The organism is Runella rosea, from assembly GCF_003325355.1.
In the GTDB taxonomy this organism is placed as follows: Bacteria; Bacteroidota; Bacteroidia; order Cytophagales; family Spirosomataceae; genus Runella; species Runella rosea.
Genome location: NZ_CP030850.1, coordinates 6,504,035 through 6,522,755, shown reverse-complemented (window position 1 = coordinate 6,522,755; position 18,721 = coordinate 6,504,035). Strand labels below are relative to the sequence as shown.

Annotated in this window: 22 protein-coding genes; 7 read left to right on the top strand and 15 right to left on the bottom strand. The window is 44.3% G+C overall.

Annotated elements, in window-relative coordinates; all coding sequences use genetic code 11:
- Positions 1-19: 19 nt before the first annotated feature.
- The 3 genes from DR864_RS26810 to DR864_RS26800 all read right to left on the bottom strand — a co-directional run bounded on the left by DR864_RS26810 (position 20) and on the right by DR864_RS26800 (position 1,713).
- Positions 20-529 (bottom strand): MOSC domain-containing protein, encoded by a 510-nt coding sequence (locus DR864_RS26810; protein ID WP_114069848.1) that lies wholly within the window; start codon positions 527-529, stop codon positions 20-22.
- Positions 530-555: 26 nt separating this feature from the next.
- A complete protein-coding gene (locus DR864_RS26805; protein WP_114069847.1) occupies positions 556-1,152 on the bottom strand; it encodes an acyl carrier protein phosphodiesterase in 597 nt (198 codons plus the stop codon).
- Between the two features lie 66 nt (positions 1,153-1,218).
- On the bottom strand, positions 1,219-1,713 hold the full coding sequence (locus DR864_RS26800) for a deoxycytidylate deaminase (protein ID WP_114070497.1): 495 nt from the start codon (positions 1,711-1,713) through the stop codon (positions 1,219-1,221).
- Positions 1,714-1,796: 83 nt separating this feature from the next.
- On the opposite strand from DR864_RS26800, the gene DR864_RS26795 reads away from it, so the two are divergent.
- The 3 genes from DR864_RS26795 to DR864_RS26785 all read left to right on the top strand — a co-directional run bounded on the left by DR864_RS26795 (position 1,797) and on the right by DR864_RS26785 (position 5,282).
- On the top strand, positions 1,797-2,906 hold the full coding sequence (locus DR864_RS26795; protein ID WP_162794149.1) for a DUF922 domain-containing protein: 1,110 nt from the start codon (positions 1,797-1,799) through the stop codon (positions 2,904-2,906).
- A 112-nt stretch (positions 2,907-3,018) separates the two neighbouring features.
- Positions 3,019-3,963, top strand: a complete 945-nt coding sequence (locus DR864_RS26790) for an RraA family protein (protein WP_114069845.1) — start codon at positions 3,019-3,021, stop codon at positions 3,961-3,963.
- Positions 3,964-4,007: 44 nt separating this feature from the next.
- Complete coding sequence (locus DR864_RS26785; protein WP_114069844.1) at positions 4,008-5,282, top strand: mandelate racemase/muconate lactonizing enzyme family protein; 1,275 nt, start codon at positions 4,008-4,010, stop codon at positions 5,280-5,282.
- Between the two features lie 67 nt (positions 5,283-5,349).
- On the opposite strand, the gene DR864_RS30100 is transcribed toward DR864_RS26785, so the two are convergent.
- Genes DR864_RS30100 through DR864_RS26770 form a run of 3 tightly spaced genes read right to left on the bottom strand, consistent with a single transcriptional unit; the run spans position 5,350 to position 7,362 of the window.
- A complete protein-coding gene (locus tag DR864_RS30100; protein WP_205319165.1) occupies positions 5,350-5,883 on the bottom strand; it encodes a helix-hairpin-helix domain-containing protein in 534 nt (177 codons plus the stop codon).
- Positions 5,884-5,913: 30 nt separating this feature from the next.
- Complete coding sequence (locus DR864_RS26775; protein ID WP_114069843.1) at positions 5,914-6,435, bottom strand: helix-hairpin-helix domain-containing protein; 522 nt, start codon at positions 6,433-6,435, stop codon at positions 5,914-5,916.
- A gap of 33 nt (positions 6,436-6,468) precedes the next feature.
- On the bottom strand, positions 6,469-7,362 hold the full coding sequence (locus tag DR864_RS26770; protein WP_114069842.1) for an OmpA family protein: 894 nt from the start codon (positions 7,360-7,362) through the stop codon (positions 6,469-6,471).
- 445 nt (positions 7,363-7,807) lie between these two features.
- On the opposite strand from DR864_RS26770, the gene DR864_RS26765 reads away from it, so the two are divergent.
- Positions 7,808-8,134, top strand: coding sequence for a hypothetical protein (locus DR864_RS26765; RefSeq protein ID WP_114069841.1), 327 nt, complete (start codon positions 7,808-7,810; stop codon positions 8,132-8,134).
- Between the two features lie 65 nt (positions 8,135-8,199).
- On the opposite strand, the gene metF is transcribed toward DR864_RS26765, so the two are convergent.
- On the bottom strand, positions 8,200-9,159 hold the full coding sequence (metF, locus tag DR864_RS26760; protein WP_114069840.1) for a methylenetetrahydrofolate reductase [NAD(P)H]: 960 nt from the start codon (positions 9,157-9,159) through the stop codon (positions 8,200-8,202).
- Positions 9,160-9,406: 247 nt separating this feature from the next.
- On the opposite strand from metF, the gene rplS reads away from it, so the two are divergent.
- Both rplS and dapF read left to right on the top strand, forming a co-directional pair.
- Positions 9,407-9,763 (top strand): 50S ribosomal protein L19, encoded by a 357-nt coding sequence (gene rplS, locus DR864_RS26755; protein ID WP_114070496.1) that lies wholly within the window; start codon positions 9,407-9,409, stop codon positions 9,761-9,763.
- Between the two features lie 80 nt (positions 9,764-9,843).
- Positions 9,844-10,632 carry a diaminopimelate epimerase gene (dapF, locus tag DR864_RS26750; RefSeq protein WP_114069839.1) on the top strand — a complete coding sequence of 263 codons (789 nt, stop codon included), beginning with the start codon at positions 9,844-9,846 and terminating at the stop codon, positions 10,630-10,632.
- A 26-nt stretch (positions 10,633-10,658) separates the two neighbouring features.
- Here the strand turns inward: dapF and DR864_RS26745 are convergent, their stop codons facing one another.
- From DR864_RS26745 to DR864_RS26720, 6 genes are all read right to left on the bottom strand, one after another.
- A complete protein-coding gene (locus DR864_RS26745) occupies positions 10,659-11,909 on the bottom strand; it encodes a hypothetical protein (protein WP_114069838.1) in 1,251 nt (416 codons plus the stop codon).
- Between the two features lie 64 nt (positions 11,910-11,973).
- Positions 11,974-13,224, bottom strand: a complete 1,251-nt coding sequence (locus DR864_RS26740) for a DUF2029 domain-containing protein (RefSeq protein WP_114069837.1) — start codon at positions 13,222-13,224, stop codon at positions 11,974-11,976.
- Between the two features lie 7 nt (positions 13,225-13,231).
- Entirely contained in the window at positions 13,232-13,876 is a 645-nt protein-coding gene (locus DR864_RS26735) for a class I SAM-dependent methyltransferase (protein ID WP_114069836.1), read from the bottom strand.
- A 111-nt stretch (positions 13,877-13,987) separates the two neighbouring features.
- Entirely contained in the window at positions 13,988-14,503 is a 516-nt protein-coding gene (locus DR864_RS26730) for a shikimate kinase (RefSeq protein ID WP_114069835.1), read from the bottom strand.
- Between the two features lie 68 nt (positions 14,504-14,571).
- Positions 14,572-15,660 (bottom strand): BT_3928 family protein, encoded by a 1,089-nt coding sequence (locus DR864_RS26725; protein WP_114069834.1) that lies wholly within the window; start codon positions 15,658-15,660, stop codon positions 14,572-14,574.
- 372 nt (positions 15,661-16,032) lie between these two features.
- On the bottom strand, positions 16,033-16,584 hold the full coding sequence (locus DR864_RS26720) for a DUF1599 domain-containing protein (protein WP_114069833.1): 552 nt from the start codon (positions 16,582-16,584) through the stop codon (positions 16,033-16,035).
- Between the two features lie 123 nt (positions 16,585-16,707).
- Here DR864_RS26720 and folP point away from each other — a divergent pair, with 123 nt between their 5' ends.
- Entirely contained in the window at positions 16,708-17,544 is an 837-nt protein-coding gene (gene folP, locus DR864_RS26715) for a dihydropteroate synthase (RefSeq protein WP_114069832.1), read from the top strand.
- Positions 17,545-17,601: 57 nt separating this feature from the next.
- Here the strand turns inward: folP and DR864_RS26710 are convergent, their stop codons facing one another.
- Together DR864_RS26710 and DR864_RS26705 are read right to left on the bottom strand one after the other, a co-directional pair.
- Complete coding sequence (locus DR864_RS26710; RefSeq protein ID WP_162794147.1) at positions 17,602-18,294, bottom strand: LytR/AlgR family response regulator transcription factor; 693 nt, start codon at positions 18,292-18,294, stop codon at positions 17,602-17,604.
- 1 nt (position 18,295) lies between these two features.
- A complete protein-coding gene (locus tag DR864_RS26705; protein ID WP_114069830.1) occupies positions 18,296-18,715 on the bottom strand; it encodes a DoxX family protein in 420 nt (139 codons plus the stop codon).
- Positions 18,716-18,721 lie beyond the last annotated feature (6 nt).

Genomic DNA, 18,721 nt, shown 5'->3' with positions numbered 1-18,721 from the left:
AGTTATCAGGAAGTTAGCATTAAATCTTCTGCTCCGTTTTTAAAACCGTCACGGTATCCCCTAACCGAATAGCCCCTTCTTGCACCACGCGCGCAGTGATACCGCCGTGTCCGCGCATGGCGTTGTAGCCTCCAGGCCCCAAAACTTCTTCCATGCGGCTGCACGGATGGCACAGTCCAGTCATCTCAAGTACAGCGTCTCCAATCTGGATGCGATGGTCTTTGAGTGCCAATAGGTTGATTCCTTGCACTACGATATTGCGTCGTGTCAATACGGGATCAATGATTCCCCGCCCCAGATACGACCCTACCGCCGCCAAATGTTCGGCTTGTATCAGCGTCACCTGACGTTTGCTATCGGCAGTACCTTTGTAGCGGTCGCCTTCTAAGCCTGTACCAATACGGGCGTAGGTTTCTTCCACAATTTTAATCTCTTGTCGCGTAGCCGTACGTAGTCCAATCCAAATCACCTCTCCCGCCTGCGGAAAGTGGCTCATCAGTTCTTTTAAAGGAGTAGGTTCATTAAACATGGTTCAAGTAGTTAGATAAATTACCTCTAATCGTACGAAAGAAAATCCTTGCAACTGCTGATTAAATCAGGGAAAAATGCCCGAAAATATGGCTCATAGAGGGCTTCATTTTCAAACAGCTCTGCTCCTGCCCGCTCAATCCCCGCCAAAAACGGATAACGTCGCGACATTCCACCAAACGACCGATTCATACCTTCCAGAAACTGATAATTATACAACCAATCGTACTTAATCATCGAATCTACCAACCCGAAAGCTTCTTGCGGCAAAACCGAACGGTGCTTTTCCAACACCCCGTACACGTACATCGTAAAGTGTTTTAGGGGCAAATGATGATAATCCGCAAAGTGTTTTGCCAGAAAATAATCAAAATACATATCCGTAATCACACCTTTATATTTGCCAAAATAGTCAGGCAATGCCTGACGACAGGTATGGCCCGACGGATGCGAATCAGTAAATGAATCAATATGACGATGCAACAAAATGCCTTGCTTGATGGAGGCGTTGTATCGGTCATTGCGCGGGTGGTCAAGGCGGCCACGGGCAAAATCGCCCAGCAAATTGCCAATGATTAATGGTTCCTGCTCAAAAGACAAATAAAAATGGGCGAGGTAGTTCATTGGCGAGGTTCGATTACGAATGACCGATTGGGTTTTGTCGTTTTGTCAGAAAAAGTGCAGAAAGTGTTATTTTAGATGGTCAATAGACAATTGGCTTTCAACATTCTCTTTCGGAATGTACCGATCTACTTCCACCCCAAACTTGCGCAAAAATTCTACCCCTTCATCAATACCGATGCCTTTGTATTCGGCATAAGAATTTAGATAAATAACCCGTTTGATTTTCATCGTAAAAATTACCCGGGCACAGGCTATGCAAGGCGAAAGTGTTACATAGAGAGTGGTTCCTTCCAGATTTGCGCCATTTTTAACGGCGTACAAAATGGCGTTTTGCTCCGCATGTAAGGCCAAAGAACAACTTCCTTTAGAGTCTCGGGGACAACCGACGCCAGGAAATTCTTCATCACAATTGTGGGTTCCCGACGGCGGGCCATTATAACCGATTGAAATAATCCGCGTATCTTTGGTGAGGACAGACCCTACCTGCGCTTTGATGCAATGCGATCGCCGCGCCAGATTTTGGGCCAATTCCATAAATATATCGTCAAAAGCAGGACGCATTTTCTTGAACATTGAGTTTAAAAGTGCCGTGTATTCGTTGTAATTCGTACGTAATGAAAGACAAAGTAACAAATAAGAAAGGTATGCAGCGTAGTCTCGCATGGGTTTTGTTGTTTTTTATCGTGCAATCTACCCTCCCAACGCCGTGTTTCTCGCAGACCCAAACCATCACCCTAAAATCCGAACGGCTCAACGTACAGCCCAAAGGTTTTTTTATCGTCGAAGTCATTGACAGCCGCCCCATCACTACCAATATTGGAACGGTTTGGAGTAAGCCACAGCCCCTAACCGCCGTCCTCCAGGGAGGGGTAGCTCCCTCCATCGACAAGTTGTTGCGACGGCATTTCAACCCCGCCAACACCGACTCCCTAACCCCTATTATCCTTGTGATCAAAGAATTACATGTAAGAGAAACCCTACTCCCTCCCGCCAAAGTGACTGGGAAAATCAAAATGAATCTGAGCTTTGAAACGTACCGTGATGGTAAACGAGTCTTTCTTACTGGCGGCAATGCCACCACGACCTACACCCGCAGCGGGGTTCCGCCAGAAGATATCATTGAGCCCCAAATCAGGCGGTTGTTGGAAAATGAATTGAAGGGGTTTAGTAAATGGTACGCCCAAAGCGTGAATGTCTCCGATATTTTTGCGAAAAGTGTCACCGTTATTATCGAAGATGATAGCCTTATAGCGCCCGCCAAAGCCGACTCACTGGTGTATTATAACCCCAATCGGCCGCTTACATGGTTGGATTTTCAGGGTGCTCCCAGTGTGTTTAATCGGTGGGCAGCACAGGTATTTACGAGTTTCGGATTTGAGGCTCGTTCCTCCGTCAAAAATCGCACCGTAGAGCTACGAGTTCGGACGAAAGTTTGGATTGACAAAACCATCTCATGGGTTCGGCCCGATTCTAAAAACGACTACGTTCTCGACCACGAACAGCTTCATTTTGACGTAACTCGCGTCACCGCAGAGCGCTTTAAGCGAAAAGTACAAACCATGACGTTTTCTGTCGAGGACTTCAGTAGTGAGATTCAATACCAATATCTGGAATATTTTCGGCTTCATACGCAGCTTCAGCAGCAATACGATGACGAAACCAACCACGGAATCAACCAAGGAATGCAGGCAAGTTGGGTAAAAAAAATACGCGACGAATTGCGCAGTTATGGGATAAAACCTTCGGCGAAATAGGGTTAATTTTAATCCATAAAACAGAAGTATTAATAGAAAAAATAGCGCAAAAGTAAGTTTAGGAGAATATCGGCTTTTAAAGTAAAACCTTTAATCCTCAACTTAGTATCTTGTGAAAACTCTCTTTTTCTCCGCTATTCTATGGGGGGGACTCACCTTACCCCTATTTGCCCAACAAATTTCCAAAGAAGAGCTCCTTTTTCTAACCCCCGAATGGAAGGGAGAACGCTTTGCCGACGGTCGCCCCAAAGTTTCCGATGCGCTCCTCAAACGCATGAGGCTCGTCACGCATGAAGAAGCATGGGCGGTGATGAAAGGAGCCAACTATAAATTTCAGTACGCTGAGGGGTGGCAATGCATCAACCCCGACAGCGTGTTGGTTGGACGGGCCTTGACCGCAACGTTTATGCCCGGTCGGCCAGACGTTCACCGCGTGATTGATAAAAAAGGACACGAAAAAGACGGGCGCATCAAGTCCCAGAATTCATGGCCGATTGACCTGCTCGTCAAAGGCGATGTGTACGTAGTGGACCAATTCGGAGCGCACGAAAATGGCCCTACCATCGGCGATAATTTAGGAAATTCCATCTACGCCAAATCAGGCAACGGCATTGTGTACGAAGGTGCCATTCGCGACATTGCGGGGCTGAAAGAAATCGGCGGTTTTACTTCTTTTTTCCGCACTTATCACCCTTCACACCACCTCAACAATCCTGATGGTGAACTGAATACTACCTTGGTGGGCATTAATCACCCTACGCGCATTGGCAAGGTAATGGTCATGCCCGGCGACGTCGTGCTGGGGCGCGACGGGGCCGTTACATTTATTCCACCACATTTGGCCGAAAAGGTGGTAACTACTTCAGAAATCGTGCGTTTGCGCGATATGTTTGGCCATGAACGGCTCCGCGAGCAAAAATACACGGCAGGACAAATCGACAATCGCTGGTCGGACGAGATTGAAAAAGATTTTTCGAAATGGCTCAATTCACACATCAACGAGCTTCCAGTACCGAAAGAACAAATTCAGGAATATTTGAAAAATCGCACTTGGTAAATTGTTAACCCTTTTCCTTCCATTTTTAACCTTTCAACAATCCAATGACCTCCCGCCGCGACTTTTTAACCAAAAGTGCCATTACCACCGCTCTGGGCCTTTCAACCCTCAGCAGTTATGGCCAAGGACTTGAAACTGCGCTCCACCGCACACCCCAATCTTCAGCCCCTTCTGATTTAAAAATCACCGATATTAAATGCGGTTTTATCCGCAACGGGCACAGTTTATTTGTTAAAATTTATACCAATCAGGGTATTCACGGTTGCGGTGAAGGTGTTGATGCAACGCCCGGCACGTACCATCTGGTCAAAATGATGGGCGAGCGTATCAAGGGGAAAAATCCGCTCAATGTACACCGCTTGTTTGAAGATGTGCGCCGCGCTGGTTTTTTTGAAGGAGCGCAGGCGGGGATGTACATTGCGGTTTTGTCGGCGGTTGAGTCTGCCCTGTGGGATTTGGCCGGCAAAGCGCTCGGAATGCCCGTGTATCAGTTATTGGGAGGAAAATTTCGGGACAAAATCCGCGTTTATTGCGATACCGGTGCGTACAGAACCACCCAAACAGGCCCTGCCGCCTTTGCCGAAAGCGCCAAAGCCGCCGTAAAAATGGGATTTACCGCCGTAAAATACGACATTGACGAGCGCAATGACCCCAACAAGTACGACGCTTACAACTGGACCGCAAGCAATGGGGAATTGGAACGGATGTATAACCAAATTGCCGCCGTGCGGGAAGCCGTTGGGCCAAAAATCGACATTTGTGTAGACATGCACGGTCGCTATGATACCACCACTGGCAAGCGCGTAGCTAAGATGATGGAACCGTTAAAATTATTGTTTTTGGAAGAACCGTTTCCCGCCGAAAACCCCGAAGCCTATAAGACCGTCCGGGACTCTACCCAAACGCCCATCTGTGCGGGTGAAAACCACTATTTGGCGCACGGCTTCCGGAAACTGTTGGAATTGGGGGCGGTAGACGTGGTAATGCCCGATCTCCAAAAAGCTGGCGGGCTGGGCGAAGGCCAGCGCATTGCCAACCTCGCCAACTTATATTACGTGCCGTTTGCACCCCACATGGTGGCTTCGTATTTAGGAGCTATGGCTTCGAGCCACGTATGCGCTTCGGTGCCTAATTTTTTGATTTTGGAGTGGCAGATTTATTTCCACGAAGAACCGATGTTCAAAGAAATCGTAACGTTTGACGGGCCGATGGTGAAAGATGGGTATATTCCGCTTTCCGAAAAACCGGGTGTCGGCGTGGAAATCAATGAAGAAGGTATGCGTAAATACGCTCCAAAAGGGGTTCCTTTCTTTGAATAAGCCCTGACTATACCTCAAACAAAAAGCCCCGAAAATCGGGGCTTTTTGTTTGATAAATGTACTGTACTCAATCCAACCTGCCTTTATTCAGCTCATCCTGCCATTTTTTCAGCTCATCCCATTTGCCATCACGGGCCAAAGAAGCTTGTTCTGGCCAAGTAGTAGGGTCATGAATCTGAAAACGCGGACCAGCCGCATTCAAAATTCCCTTGATAGATTCAGCGGGCGTTTCGGCCAACTGCGCAAACGTCAAAATCCCTTGTTGATTAAGAAGTTCAGCAATTTTGGGTCCAATGCCCTCAATAATTTCTAAATCGTCGGGTTCACTCGGAATTACGGGCACAACTCTAAGGCTTTCTGGTTGAACAGGCTCTGGGATTCGGCCTGGAGCAGGCGTTGAGACTGCCAACTTACTCTTGTGGCAATCATTGAGCTCTTTGTGACGCGTATGAACGTCGGCTTCTAGACTAGCCAGTTCTACCGCAAAAGTACGGCGGGCTATCCACCAGCCAATATAAGCCGCCAAGGCCAACAGGGCGAGGGCTTCAAATCCTGCAATCCAAAAGTTCTGACTTATGGGAGTAGCTTGTAGTATAATCATGGTGATTAATCTAATTTGAGGGTAAAACCATTAATGTGTACGGCCCTTGTTGAGCTCATCCTGCCATGTTTTCAGCGCGTCCCATTGGCCGTCGCGGGCTAGTGCCGATTGCTCAGGCCACGTAGCAGGGTTATGCATTACATAACGGGTGCCAGCAGCCACCAATATTTCTTTGATCCGCTCGGGTGAGGCTTCGGCCAACTGAGCAAACGTTAAAATCCCCTCCTGATTAAGCAGTTTCTCAATTTTCGGTCCAATCCCTTCCACTACTTTCAAATCATCGGGCGTAGTGACAACAGCGGGCGTGGGAAGCGGAGCTACAACAGCAGCGGCCTTTGCGACGGGCGGAGTAACCGCGATTACTTCTTTTTTGCTTTGTTGACATTCATCAATATCGATTTCGAGCGCCTGCAATTCCGCTCGTAAACTATCGGCCTTACTTTTTGCCGAAATATAGCCAATGATATAGCCTAATATAGCTGCTATCACCAGCATCAATAGGTGTTGCCACCAGGCATCTCCCGAGGCAAACGGATTAAAATGTGAGTACATAATATAAATAGGAGTTTTACCGAATTGACAAATTTATTGTACAATAATACTTACCCGACGGTTGGCTTTACGGCCCTCAGGAGTATCGTTGGAGGCTTTTGGTTGCGACTCGCCTTTTGCATCAGTCACCAACTGGGCTTCTGGGATTCCTCTCTTCATTAATAATGCCTTCACACTGCCTGCCCGGTTTTTAGAAAGCTTCAGGTTTGTTTCATCCGTACCATCGTTGTCAGTGTGGCCCGTTAAGGCAAGCTTTTTATCCTTATTAGCCGCTAGGTATTTGATTGCCTCTTCGATAAACTTCTCATTCTCGGGCGTTTTGATATAATCAGCTTTGGCGGTTTTGAAGTACAAATCCATGGTTTTGAATACATTTTCGTATTTCTCCGCCGCGGCAAGCGCCTCTTCTGTTTTCGGAATCATCAAGCTGTCAAACCCAAACTCCATCCCGTGCGTAGAATCGTCGGCGCTGAATGTTAAGTCAATCAATTTACTTGCCGTCACCAACTGACTTCCGGGCACTCCCGCCTGTACCAAATACTGTTTCAGGGCATCCGCGCGCGCCAATCCCAAATCAGGGAAGGAAGTGGTGTTTTGTTCAATAGAAGAATAAAGCCCCGTAATTGTCAGTTTTCGACCAGAATTTGCTTTAAGGTAAGCCGCCAATGAGTCCAATTCTTTTTTAACATTGACATAATTAGGCTCGGGCATTGACTTTTTAAAGCCAAAATTCATCGCCGATGATAAACTAAGATTGTTTCCATCCACTATACTGAGGGCAGGGATAGAATAACCAGCGGGCGCAGCGGTACTTACTTCGGGAGGACCGTCACATAACAATTTGATTTTACAAACATGCCAGTAAGTAGACCCGCCCATCCAGCCAATGAGCAAAATCCACGCAAGCGTTTTGACACTTGAAGCCATAGAGATAAGAGGTTAAAAAGGGAAGAATAGAATAACAGCACTTATGACTGTGAAAATAACAATAAGTATCTCAATAACAATGATTTTCACAAAAAGCAATAAAAATAGTACAATAAAATACCTTAAACGTTATTGGTAAGAAAACAGGAAATTAGAGTGTAGAATTACTCTATTTCAACAAAATATAAACAAAATATAATTTTGTATAATATATAACAAAACGTATTTTATATATAACTTTTTACATTCAATACGCTATTTAACAAATAAAAACAGAATATATTTTGGTTTGATGGCAAATCATATACCATTCATCACTAAAAAATATCCACTCATCCAATTTCACTTTCCGAAGTCGCAGCAACCCTGCACCTTTGCAGTGTCAAAAAAGGAATAACAGCCAATAGCAAATGCTAAATCGTTAAATTAAAACAAAGTACCCATTATGAAAACGTTCATCATCACCGCCGCTTTAAGTGTTTTATCACTTGGACATATTGCCGTAGCTCAAGATGGAAAGAGCCTCCGCACACAAAATCAGATTGTAGAATTGTTGGCTTCTTTGCCAACGCAAGATACGTATACACCAACGGCCCCCGTTTTTTCACTCAACGATCAGCGCCTGATTTCTCTACTCCCAACAATGGATACAGTCGTAGAAACCAAAATCAGCATTGATGAAAAAACGGTGATTGCCAAACAAACAACTGACACCGTAGTTGCCCCAAAGACAGAAGTAAAAGTTGAGATTCGTCGTACTGGCGATAAGTAATCAACTACCTTCAAAACGAAAAAAGCCGCTCAGTGAGCGGCTTTTTTCGTTTCTATACGTTCAGATTAATACAACTGAGACGCTATTTTGTAAATATTTTCAGACTTGCCCATCGTATAAAAGTGCAGTACGGGCACACCAAACGCCATCAATTCTTTGCATTGCTGCGTACACCATTCAATTCCTATTTGTTTGGCCTGCACGTCATTTTCGCAAGCTTCGACTGCTTTGACAAAATCGTCGGGCATGTGTAGATAAAAAATACGCGGCAACACACTCAGTTGTTTTTTGGTTGAAAGCGGCTTTAAACCCGGAATAATCGGAACCGTAATGCCCGCTTCTCGGCAGCGCTTCACAAACTCAAAGTACTTGCTGTTATCAAAAAACATCTGCGTCACAATATAATCCGCTCCCAGCGCAATTTTTTGTTTTAAATACTCAAAATCAACATCGAAATCAACGGCTTCAAAGTGTTTTTCAGGATACGCCGCCACCCCAATGCAAAAATCCGTTGGTGCTAATGCTTCTACGCCTTCGTGCAGGTATTGGCCTTTGTTCATGTTGGCCACTTGCTCCACCAATTGACTCGCGTATTCGTGGCCGTTTGTTTTGGGTTTAAAGGTCTTGTAAGGCTTGGCGGGATCACCGCGCAAAACCAACACATTATCAATGCCCAAATAGTGTAAATCCATCAAAAAATCTTCGGTTTCTTCCCGCGTAAATCCCCCACACAGTACGTGAGGAACCGCATCCACGCCAAATTTGTGCATGATTGAACTGCAAATCCCCAAAGTTCCGGGACGTTTGCGCGTTACAATGTGTTTGACGGTTCCGTCAGGAAGCATCTGTTCGATGTACTCTTCCCGGTGGTACGTAACATCAATAAATGGAGGTTTAAAATCCATTAATGGCTCAATATTGGCCAATAACTCCTTGATACTGCTCCCTTTAAGTGGTGGAATAACTTCCAGTGAAAACAAAGTTTTTCCGTTGGCCTGCTGAATGTAGTCGGTAATTTTGGTCATGCGTGCTGTTCATTTGGAAAGCAAAGATACACAAGTGGTCGATTATCTAGCCTAAAAAGTGCCTCCTGCGTTTGTAGGATAACAATTCAGGAAAAAAAACATTCACTAAAGCTAAAAACTCCCGCAATTCAATTGCATTTATCCGCAGAAAACAGTACTTTTGCGGGCAATTTTTCTGATAAACTCGCTTTTTTGAATGAAGGCCGATAAGCCGTCCGCTGGAAAAAGCTACAATTTTACTAAAACAATGACTAATGAGTTAATCAAACTGGTAGATGCTGAATTCGCTGGAAGACGCGACAGCCATCCTGCATTCGGTGCTGGAGATACTATCAGCGTTCACCTTAAAATTATTGAAGGTGCCAAGGAACGTATTCAGGTATTTACCGGAACCGTTATCCAACGTCGTAACAACGGCGGAAACGGCGAAACGTTTACAGTTCGTAAAATTTCAAACGGTGTAGGTGTTGAGCGTATCATTCCTATTTTGTCACCAAGCGTTGACAAAATCGAAGTAATTCGTCGCGGTAAAGTACGTCGTGCACGTTTGTTCTATCTTCGTGGTAAGCAAGGAAAAGCCGCTCGTGTTAAGGAGAAGAAATAATTTCCTTTCACAGAGTGGTCATAAAAAGCTGTCTTTAGAGGCGGCTTTTTTTATACCTAATTTAACCCCCAAGACCCACAATGACGATTTCATTTTCAAAATACCAAGGTACCGGCAATGACTTCATCATGATTGATGATCGCGCCGAACAGTTTCCTGTCGATAAAAACCTGATTGCCTTTTTGTGCCACCGCCGTTTTGGCATCGGAGCCGATGGACTTATCTTATTACGAAATGCCGAAAACTATGATTTTCGGATGGTATATTTCAACGCCGACGGGGGCGAAGGCAGTATGTGCGGCAACGGCGGTCGTTGTACCGTTCGTTTTGCCCAGGATTTAGGTCTGTTTGAGGAAAACACCACGTTTATTGCCGTAGACGGTGAGCACAAAGCAGTAGCATGTGAAGAAGAAATATTCCTCAACATGATTGATGTATCGGGCATTCGACACGACGGCAACGATGATTTCATGAACACGGGCTCTCCACACTTGGTAACCTACGTAGAAGATATCGAAACCGCCGAAGTCTTCAATGAAGGCAAAAAAATCCGTTATGGCGATGTCTATGGTCCTCTTGGCGGCACTAACGTCAATTTTGTGGAAGTACTCAACGAGGATTCACTATACGTTCGCACTTACGAGCGCGGCGTCGAAGACGAAACCTACTCCTGCGGCACTGGCGTGACGGCCTGCGCGCTGTCGGCCCATGACCGGTTACAGATGGAATCACCCATCAACGTCAAGACACGGGGCGGAAACCTTCGGGTCTCTTTTGTGGCCCAAGCTCCAGGAAAATTTGATAATATTTACCTCATTGGTCCCGCCATCAAAGTGTTTGAGGGCGTGTTCAAAGTAGATGATTTATAGACCTTGCCCCTTCTTCTGAGTTAAGATTAACTGGTCAGAAGAAGGGATTTTTTCCACACCATCCGTAGAAAGTAGATTGTGCAAATCACAACCCCTACTTGCAAGATGTAGTCCAAAATATACATAGGTTGGGCAAAAATAGCGGCAGGAGAAGAATAGTAAGGACTTTTGAGCCGCCACCACAAAGAAGGGTGGACAACCGATAACACATTGAATAACAGAAACATAACAATTTCTTTTCGATTACTAAAATCAACCCAGACAAACGTAAGCGGCAGAAGGAATATAAATATATAGCTGCTGTAAGCACTTTGCTGCACAACCATCATGGTGCCGTATACCACCACAAAAACCGCCGAAAAAGCCCGAACGAAATCCACTTTTTGCAGGCGATACGCTAAGCCGACACCCACGCCCACTGTAGTCAATAAGCCTAACCAATTCCAACCTTTGGCCCCCGCATGGAGCATCCCAAACGTAAGCGGATTAAGAATTGAAAGCCAATTGGGTGCGCGAAGGGTAGCGGCTTCGTGCAAGGGTTGCTCCAACCACAGAAATTCGGTAAAATAATACAAAGCCCCTAAGCATAAAACCCCCGCCACCACAGCCGCTACAATCCATTTGACAGGCTTAGGAACCAAGAACAACAATGCTGGGCCAACCAATATAAAAACCGCTTTGGTAAACATAAAACCAACCACAAGTCCTACCCCAAACCATTCCACACGCTTGGTACGTTGCCATACCAAATATGCACTTATGAGCAAAAACCACATCCACTCATCTTCCTGCCCACCAAACACACAGAACACCAACGACCCAGGTAATAATAAGTAAATCAGGCTTTTAAAAATTCGCTCACTACTTGGCAACAGTGCTCGATAATACCGATTGGTGGTCCACAATGCGCCACCTTCGATAAGAATCATGATGAAAATAATCGCTTTTTTATCCATCCAAAACCCCAATGCCAACGCGTTTACGTATGGAAAGAAGGGGGAATACATACAATAAAAATCGCGGTAAACCATCTTGAGTTGTACCGCTTCCCTAGCCTGATTATAAAAACCATCAAGGTCTGAAAATGGCGTAAAACCAATGATAACGAAGATGACGATAAAGGGTACTAGCCGGGTAGCCACCCAAACGCCACCGAGCAATAATCGCTCATTTTGACGCGCAATCCACTGTTCTATTGCGGTCCGATAGGCAAGTAAAATACCCACCAGACTTATACAAATCAGCGATACAATGGTTTTTGCAACAATAACGAGCATTAATTAAATGTTTGATTTACGATTTTAAATTTATGATTGGGTCAAAAACCCTAAATCAACCTCCTCAAGCGAAGCGCGCCTTTTGATATACTTTCAGAAAATACCATCCATAACAGGCCACATTTAAAAGTTGTAATGTATACTCCAACAGGAATAAAGGCTCACCTAACACGGTTATGTCGTCGTAGGTTGGGCTATTCAAATGCGTAAAGAGGAAAGGCTGCACCACAAGCAACGCGTTGAAAAGCAACAAAATGACCACATCTCGGCTTTTTTTCCAATTTACCAACTCCATCACCAAAGGAAGCATATACGTAAATACGTAATACCCAGGAGAACTGAGCTGGAAAATAGTCATGGCAATGTAGGTCGCTAAAAATGCCAAAGGCAAAGTCTGCTTCAATGGCTTATGCCGAGCAAAGTACAACATCCAAACTGCCGAAGAAAGCGTAATCACCATCCCAATCCAACTAAAAGTGGGCAGGTCGGGCGCGTTTCCTAGCAGCGCGGTGATGAGTGGCCTAACTACCGTAAATAGGTTGGGTGTCAACAAGTTGGTGGTCATTTGTAGGGGCATCAAAAAATCCATCCCCATCAATAAATACAGAATAACCAACGATGGAACACCGACCAGAATCATCCCCAATAGGAAAGACCAGCGTTTTTTCAGCAAAAACCATAATGGAAATAACCAAAAACCAGCAGTAGCTTTAATAACAATCAATCCCGCCGAAAAGCGAAGTCCAAGCCCTAATCCGTCGTCTTTGGTCCGTAAAAAGTAATACAACATCCAAACCGCAATTCCCCACAACCAAATATCTTCCTGTCCACCCAACAACACCATTACTGCGGGCGCAGAGAGCACCACATACAGCATTATTGACTTAAACGCATTGGTTTGCAATGACTTGTAAGTGCGATAGGTACCCCAAATAATGGCGGCTTCGATCATCACCATCAACAACACAATGGCTTTGGGAGTATACCAAAGCAAAATAGGTAGGGTAATAATGTACGAAAACAGCGGAGCGTGGTAAGAAGCAAAATCTCGATAGACCAAGCCGCCTTGGTACGCCACGGTGGCTTTGCCCCAGAAAAAAGGCACATCGCCGCGCGGTGAATAATTCATTACTACATACACCAAAATGAAGGGCAACAATCTGAACAAAATAAGCCCAAAGCCCAGAAGGCGATTTTCTTGCTGCTTTTCTTGAATTTGTTGCCAAAAAGAATCCGAACGAGCGCCTAACCAAATAGCCACAGACGAAAACGCAATCAATACTAACTTTATATAAAATACCGTAAGTGTTGACATATCGCCTCTATTTCTCGCCCACTATCAAAAATTGTTTCCCCAAAACCCACCATGTAAAGGGCATCGACAGGTAGAGTTTCACAAGCAATGGATGAACAGGTAAGCCTCCCCTAAACGACAAAGGTAAAAACCGCGCATGTGATTCACTGATTTTGAATCCAGCTCCGTACAGATGTTCCTCCACTCCCAATTCTGAAAGAACAACGGTGTGGTCTGCAAAATCAAAATATTGCTTATAACAATATTTAAAATTAGGCCCGATAATCCCGATTTTACCTCCTGGTTTGAGTGATTTATACATCCTTTCTAAAAAAAACGCCACTTCCTCCTGGCTGTGAAGGTGTTCCAGAAAATTTGAAATAAATACCGCGTCAAAATAATTTTCGGGCAAATCCACTTTCAGAATATCGCCAATGATAAGGTTTACCTCTGGAGCCGCGTAATTTTTAATGGCATCAACTATGTCTACCGTCCATTTTTCGGGGGAAGGAACCGCATTGATAAACTCACACATCCCACCCGCCGAGTCCAAAATGCGTTGTGGCTTTCCTAGTTTATGATAAAAATAGTCAGCGATTATATTCCAAATCACTTTCTTCTTTTCGTGAGCTACTTGCTTAAAGCGGTATTGGTAAATTCTCTCGTAATTCATTCGGGTTTTAAAAGCGTTTAATAGTTAGTAGGGCAAAGAAACGACCCTTTAAAAGATTATACAAATAATGTGTATTTGTGTCTGTACAAAACGAGCTAAAAATGAGCGTTATTATTCCATTACGACTTCCTGCAAAACCTCGATTAGTTGTTTGATATGAAGATTTTCTCCCTTCAACGTAAAATCGGCCTGCGAATAAAAAGGTAAACGGTCATGGTATTTTTGTTGAAGGTTCTGCAAAAGTTGCGTATCGTGTTTACGGTAGGTAGGCCGGTCGTTGGATGAATGCCGTTGAATACGAGCTACAATTTCCTCGGGCGACACATCCAGAAATACGCTGATACCGTTTTCTTTGATGTACGCCATGTTGTCATGAAAATAAGGAATTCCTCCGCCCGTTGCCACAATCAATTTGGAATCGGGACGAATCGCCCGCAGAATTCGAGCTTCGGCCTCCCGGAAATAAGGCTCTCCTTTTTGGGCAAAAATATCATTAATGCTCATGCCTTGTTCTTTGACAATGAGCACGTCTGTATCCACAAAACGGTACCGAATATGCCGAGCCAACTGTTTGCCAAGCGTCGTTTTCCCCGACGAAGGAAGGCCTACTAAGAATATGTTTTTCATAGAAGCGAGAAGTGAGGAGTGAGGAGTCAGAAGAAAATCTTCTCACTCCTCACTCCTGAACACTGATATTACAATTTACCGACAACCCCTTCTTTATCAGGCGTATTATTATAGTGCCATTTTCCTTTAACGGTACCGTTGTCGAGCAGCCACACGCCCGGATTGGAGCGCGAAATGGTTTTTAAAACGGTGCCATCGGCAAAGAAATAAGGAACATCCAGCGCGTAAGCTTTACGGATTTCCTGAATTTCTGCGTCGCTGTTAGAGGTTAAAATCAATGATTCAATATCGCTGCCTTTCAGTGAATTCACCAAAGAACGAATCTTAGCCAAACTAGCGCCGTTGAGGTCTGGGCCGTTTTTAATGATAATGATGAGCTTTTTCCCTTTGAAGGTTTCTTGCGTAAAATCGCCCTCATTGTTCCAGACTTTATAATCCGTAATCTTCGGCTTGGCATTTTCGTTGATAAGCACCATTTCTTTGTACTTATAGGTGGTATCGGTCGGAAACTTCTCAAACTCTTCAGATTTACCGTCTTTTTCCATGATGTATTTGTAGCGCAACGGCTCCGAAGGCTGCATCAATTGCGGAATGTTGTTACCGATTTTGTAGGGCAAAAAATCAAAAGGCGGCAGGTAGCGAATAGCATAAATGGCCAAAGCCAATGAAAAAATGGCCGAAAAGCCCACCAACGAGCCAGTCAAAAGATTTCGGAAAACTTTTCGTTGCCAAATGAGGAACAAAATCAGCACCAACAGGATAATATCTTTCGTAAAAGAAGTCCAAGGTTTGAGTTTAAGGAAATCACCGAAACAGCCACAATCGGTCACTTTGTTGTAATAAGCGGAATAGAACGTCAAAAACGTAAAGAAAATAATCAGCGCTAAGAGAATCCAATTCACCAGTTTGAGCCGCCACGACACGAGAAGCGCCACGCCCAAAATCACCTCAGCGGCGCACATCAACACTGAAAAATACAACGCATAAGGCACCAAAGACATCCAAAAATCGTGCATCGCGGGAAAATCGGCGGCAAAAACTTCAAAATATTCTTCAAGTTTGATTTGAGTACCAGCCGGGTCATTGAGTTTGACCAATCCCGAGAAAATAAAAATGCCCCCAACCAGGAAGCGAACAATGTGGGCTACTATTTTCATTAATGAGTGGGTTCGTTATTTATCTTTTGAAATTTTAAAAAATCATCAATCATAATCACATCTCCCAAATCCTGAGGTCTTTGGGCTATCACTATACCGTGAACAACAAAAATTCGTTGTTTTCTAAATCCATGATACTTTGCGAATAACAATTTCCCTTTTGAGCGATTTTTCTATCCCCATAAATGCCCTAAATTTGGCTCTTTCTTCAAAGAACCGCACAAAGCACTCATCAGGTGTTTACTGTAGCCCCCCGTTGAAGCATCGCCTCATAAGGTTCGTTCAAATGGTTATTTTACGCTTCATAAGAGGCTCCTTTTGTTGAGTTGCACAAATTTCAAAAATCAGGCCAGAAAAGAACCCTAGTTAGTCTTAAACTGCCAAGCCTAGTTTTATAAGGCAAAAAACCGAATAATTGATAATATCCTGATACCCTGACTTTACACCTTCAGAGATGATGGTTACACCTTCATTATCTTCTATCTGCTTGATTCTGAACAGTTTCATTAAAACAATATCCGTCATACTGCTCACGCGCATATCGCGCCAAGCTTCGCCGTAATCATGATTTTTGTTAAATAGCAATTCATAGACCTCATTCATCTGAGCATCGTACAGTTCAGTCAGTTCGGCGGCCGTAAAATCCGTCCTTTTGTTATCCCCTAACTGAATCTGAATCAGGGCCATAACGCAATAATTAATGATTCCGATAAATTCTGGAACTTCCCCTTCGTCTACTTTCGAAAAGCCATTTTCCTGCAACGTCCGGATGCGCTGCGCTTTGATAAAAATTTGGTCCGTAATAGACGGCAATCGCAAAATTCTCCACGAAGGGCCGTAGTCTTGGTTTTTTTTAGTGAAAATATCTTTGCAACGAGTCATTACACTCCGATATTCGCGCTCGGTTTTACTTTGGTCATTCATAGTCATTAGATTCACGTCAAAAAAAGGTCATGTGTGGTGTATCCGTCATTTATTGTTTTTCATCAATTTCATGACTTTCCGTGGACTACAAATGACAATTCGTGACTTTTTCGCCGCTAAATTATGAAAAAAACGCTGAACATCGGTGGTAAATTACTGGACTTGTCAACGCCGCAAGTCATGGGAATCATGAATATTACCCCTGATTCATTTTATTCAGAAAGTCGAGTTAACCAGCTCGACGAAGCTTATAAGAAAGCGGAACGTATGCTTTCGGAAGGGGCTTCGATACTTGATTTGGGTGGACACTCCACCCGACCAGGTGCCGATGCCGTTAGTGAGCAAGAAGAACGTAAACGCATTTTGCCCGTGGTAGAAATGCTTTGCAAACACTTCCCCAATGCCATCCTTTCCATTGATACCTTTCGGGCGTCGGTAGCGCGACAAGCAGTAGAAGCGGGCGCGCATATCATCAACGACATCGCGGGTGGGAACCTTGACCCACAGATGTTTGAAACGGTGGCGGCCCTCAACGTTCCGTACATCCTGATGCACAGTCGCGGCACGCCCCAAACCATGAAAGATCTCAATCAATACGAGGATTTGGTGACGGATGTGTTGCAGGAACTACAGGCGAAAATTTATCAACTTCAACAGTTGGGGGTCAAAGATATTGTGGCTGATATGGGATTTGGGTTTGCCAAAAACGCCGACCAAAACTACGTCTTATTGAACGAACTAAGATCGTTCCAAGCGCTCAATGTGCCCATTCTGGCGGGGGTTTCGCGCAAGTCTATGATTTGGCGAAAACTTAATATTACGCCCGACCAATCGCTCAATGGAACAACCGTTTTGAATACCGTGGCGCTGCTCAACGGTGCAAGTATTTTACGCGTACACGATGTAAAAGAAGCGGTTGAAGCGGTAAAATTGGTGGGTTTGCTTCACGGAAAATGGTAGGCAGTTAGACTTTTCAAGTGTATTCTCTGCGATCCGTACACTTGAAAAGTCTAACTATCAAAGCAATTCTTTATACACTTTTTGCAAAAAACCTTCACGGTATTTTTCACTTAAAGGAATTTGAGCGCCCCCTATTACAATTTGATTATCAACCACTTTGTAAATCTTTTCGTGATTGACAATGTATGACAAATGAACCCGACTGAACTGATTCGGCAACGATTGTTCCAAGTCTTTCAGCCGCTTATACGTAATAATGCGCTCAGTGGAAGTCACCACTACGACATAGTCTTTCAGGCCTTCGATGTACAAAATATCGTTTAGCCTTACTCTGATAAAGTCTTTGCCTGATTTAACAAAAATAGAATCCAGATGAATATTTACTTTGGAAGTAGGCTCAACCTTTTTTACCTTCAAAACCGCTTTTAAAAATCGTTCATACGTAACGGGTTTAAGCAGGTAATCAACGGCATTTTTGTCGTAACTCTCCACCGCAAAATCTGAATATGCGGTTGTAAAAATCACTTTTTGGTCAATTGGCAGCAATTCTTTCAATTGCATTCCCGATAAATGAGGAAGATTAATGTCTAAAAAAATCAAATCGACGGGTTGTTTTTCAAGAAAAGTCAAAGCTTCTATTGCATGGTAGGCACAACCCGCCAACGAAAGAAACGGAACCTGCGCCACGTGACTTTCCAACAATTGTACCGCCAACGGCTCATCATCCACGATTAAACAAGAAATAGACACGTCAGAATCTTCTTTTTTGGTACAAAGATTTATCCAGCGAATATTTTCCTGCACCTATCAACAAAATCGTTATGTAAGGAATCAGGAACAGAAGCGCGTGTTCTTTCTCACTCAGCGGCTCGCCTGCATGCATCATAAAGGCCACCACTAAAAAATGGATAATTTCAATCAAACAGGCCACCCGGGTCCATAGCCCAAGCATGACCAAAATCGGTGCAATTACTTCTCCCACCACCGCCAAGGCGTGCGAAAACTGCGCACCCACGTGCAGTGGGTCGGGAAAACCAGAGGCACCGTTCAAAAAACTCAACAACTTGTCGTATCCGTGCGTAAGCAGCAACAACGGAACACACACCCTCAATACCAAAACACCCCAATCCGTGTAGGCAACTTTTGAATTTGGTTTAAAGAAATCAAACATAGCCGG

Coding starts and splice junctions, on each gene's coding strand:
- DR864_RS26800 (WP_114070497.1), bottom strand. CDS start 1,713: ATGCGTCCTGCTTTTGACGATATATTTATGGAATTGGCCCAAAATCTG.
- DR864_RS26775 (WP_114069843.1), bottom strand. CDS start 6,435: ATGTACTCACATTTTAATCCGTTTGCCTCGGGAGATGCCTGGTGGCAA.
- DR864_RS26720 (WP_114069833.1), bottom strand. CDS start 16,584: ATGAATGACCAAAGTAAAACCGAGCGCGAATATCGGAGTGTAATGACT.
- DR864_RS26785 (WP_114069844.1), top strand. CDS start 4,008: ATGACCTCCCGCCGCGACTTTTTAACCAAAAGTGCCATTACCACCGCT.
- dapF (WP_114069839.1), top strand. CDS start 9,844: ATGACGATTTCATTTTCAAAATACCAAGGTACCGGCAATGACTTCATC.
- DR864_RS26705 (WP_114069830.1), bottom strand. CDS start 18,715: ATGTTTGATTTCTTTAAACCAAATTCAAAAGTTGCCTACACGGATTGG.
- DR864_RS26740 (WP_114069837.1), bottom strand. CDS start 13,224: ATGTCAACACTTACGGTATTTTATATAAAGTTAGTATTGATTGCGTTT.
- DR864_RS26730 (WP_114069835.1), bottom strand. CDS start 14,503: ATGAAAAACATATTCTTAGTAGGCCTTCCTTCGTCGGGGAAAACGACG.
- folP (WP_114069832.1), top strand. CDS start 16,708: ATGAAAAAAACGCTGAACATCGGTGGTAAATTACTGGACTTGTCAACG.
- DR864_RS26735 (WP_114069836.1), bottom strand. CDS start 13,876: ATGAATTACGAGAGAATTTACCAATACCGCTTTAAGCAAGTAGCTCAC.
- DR864_RS26810 (WP_114069848.1), bottom strand. CDS start 529: ATGTTTAATGAACCTACTCCTTTAAAAGAACTGATGAGCCACTTTCCG.
- DR864_RS26805 (WP_114069847.1), bottom strand. CDS start 1,152: ATGAACTACCTCGCCCATTTTTATTTGTCTTTTGAGCAGGAACCATTA.
- DR864_RS26770 (WP_114069842.1), bottom strand. CDS start 7,362: ATGGCTTCAAGTGTCAAAACGCTTGCGTGGATTTTGCTCATTGGCTGG.
- rplS (WP_114070496.1), top strand. CDS start 9,407: ATGACTAATGAGTTAATCAAACTGGTAGATGCTGAATTCGCTGGAAGA.
- metF (WP_114069840.1), bottom strand. CDS start 9,159: ATGACCAAAATTACCGACTACATTCAGCAGGCCAACGGAAAAACTTTG.
- DR864_RS26725 (WP_114069834.1), bottom strand. CDS start 15,660: ATGAAAATAGTAGCCCACATTGTTCGCTTCCTGGTTGGGGGCATTTTT.
- DR864_RS26765 (WP_114069841.1), top strand. CDS start 7,808: ATGAAAACGTTCATCATCACCGCCGCTTTAAGTGTTTTATCACTTGGA.
- DR864_RS26795 (WP_162794149.1), top strand. CDS start 1,797: ATGCAGCGTAGTCTCGCATGGGTTTTGTTGTTTTTTATCGTGCAATCT.
- DR864_RS26745 (WP_114069838.1), bottom strand. CDS start 11,909: ATGCTCGTTATTGTTGCAAAAACCATTGTATCGCTGATTTGTATAAGT.
- DR864_RS30100 (WP_205319165.1), bottom strand. CDS start 5,883: ATGATTATACTACAAGCTACTCCCATAAGTCAGAACTTTTGGATTGCA.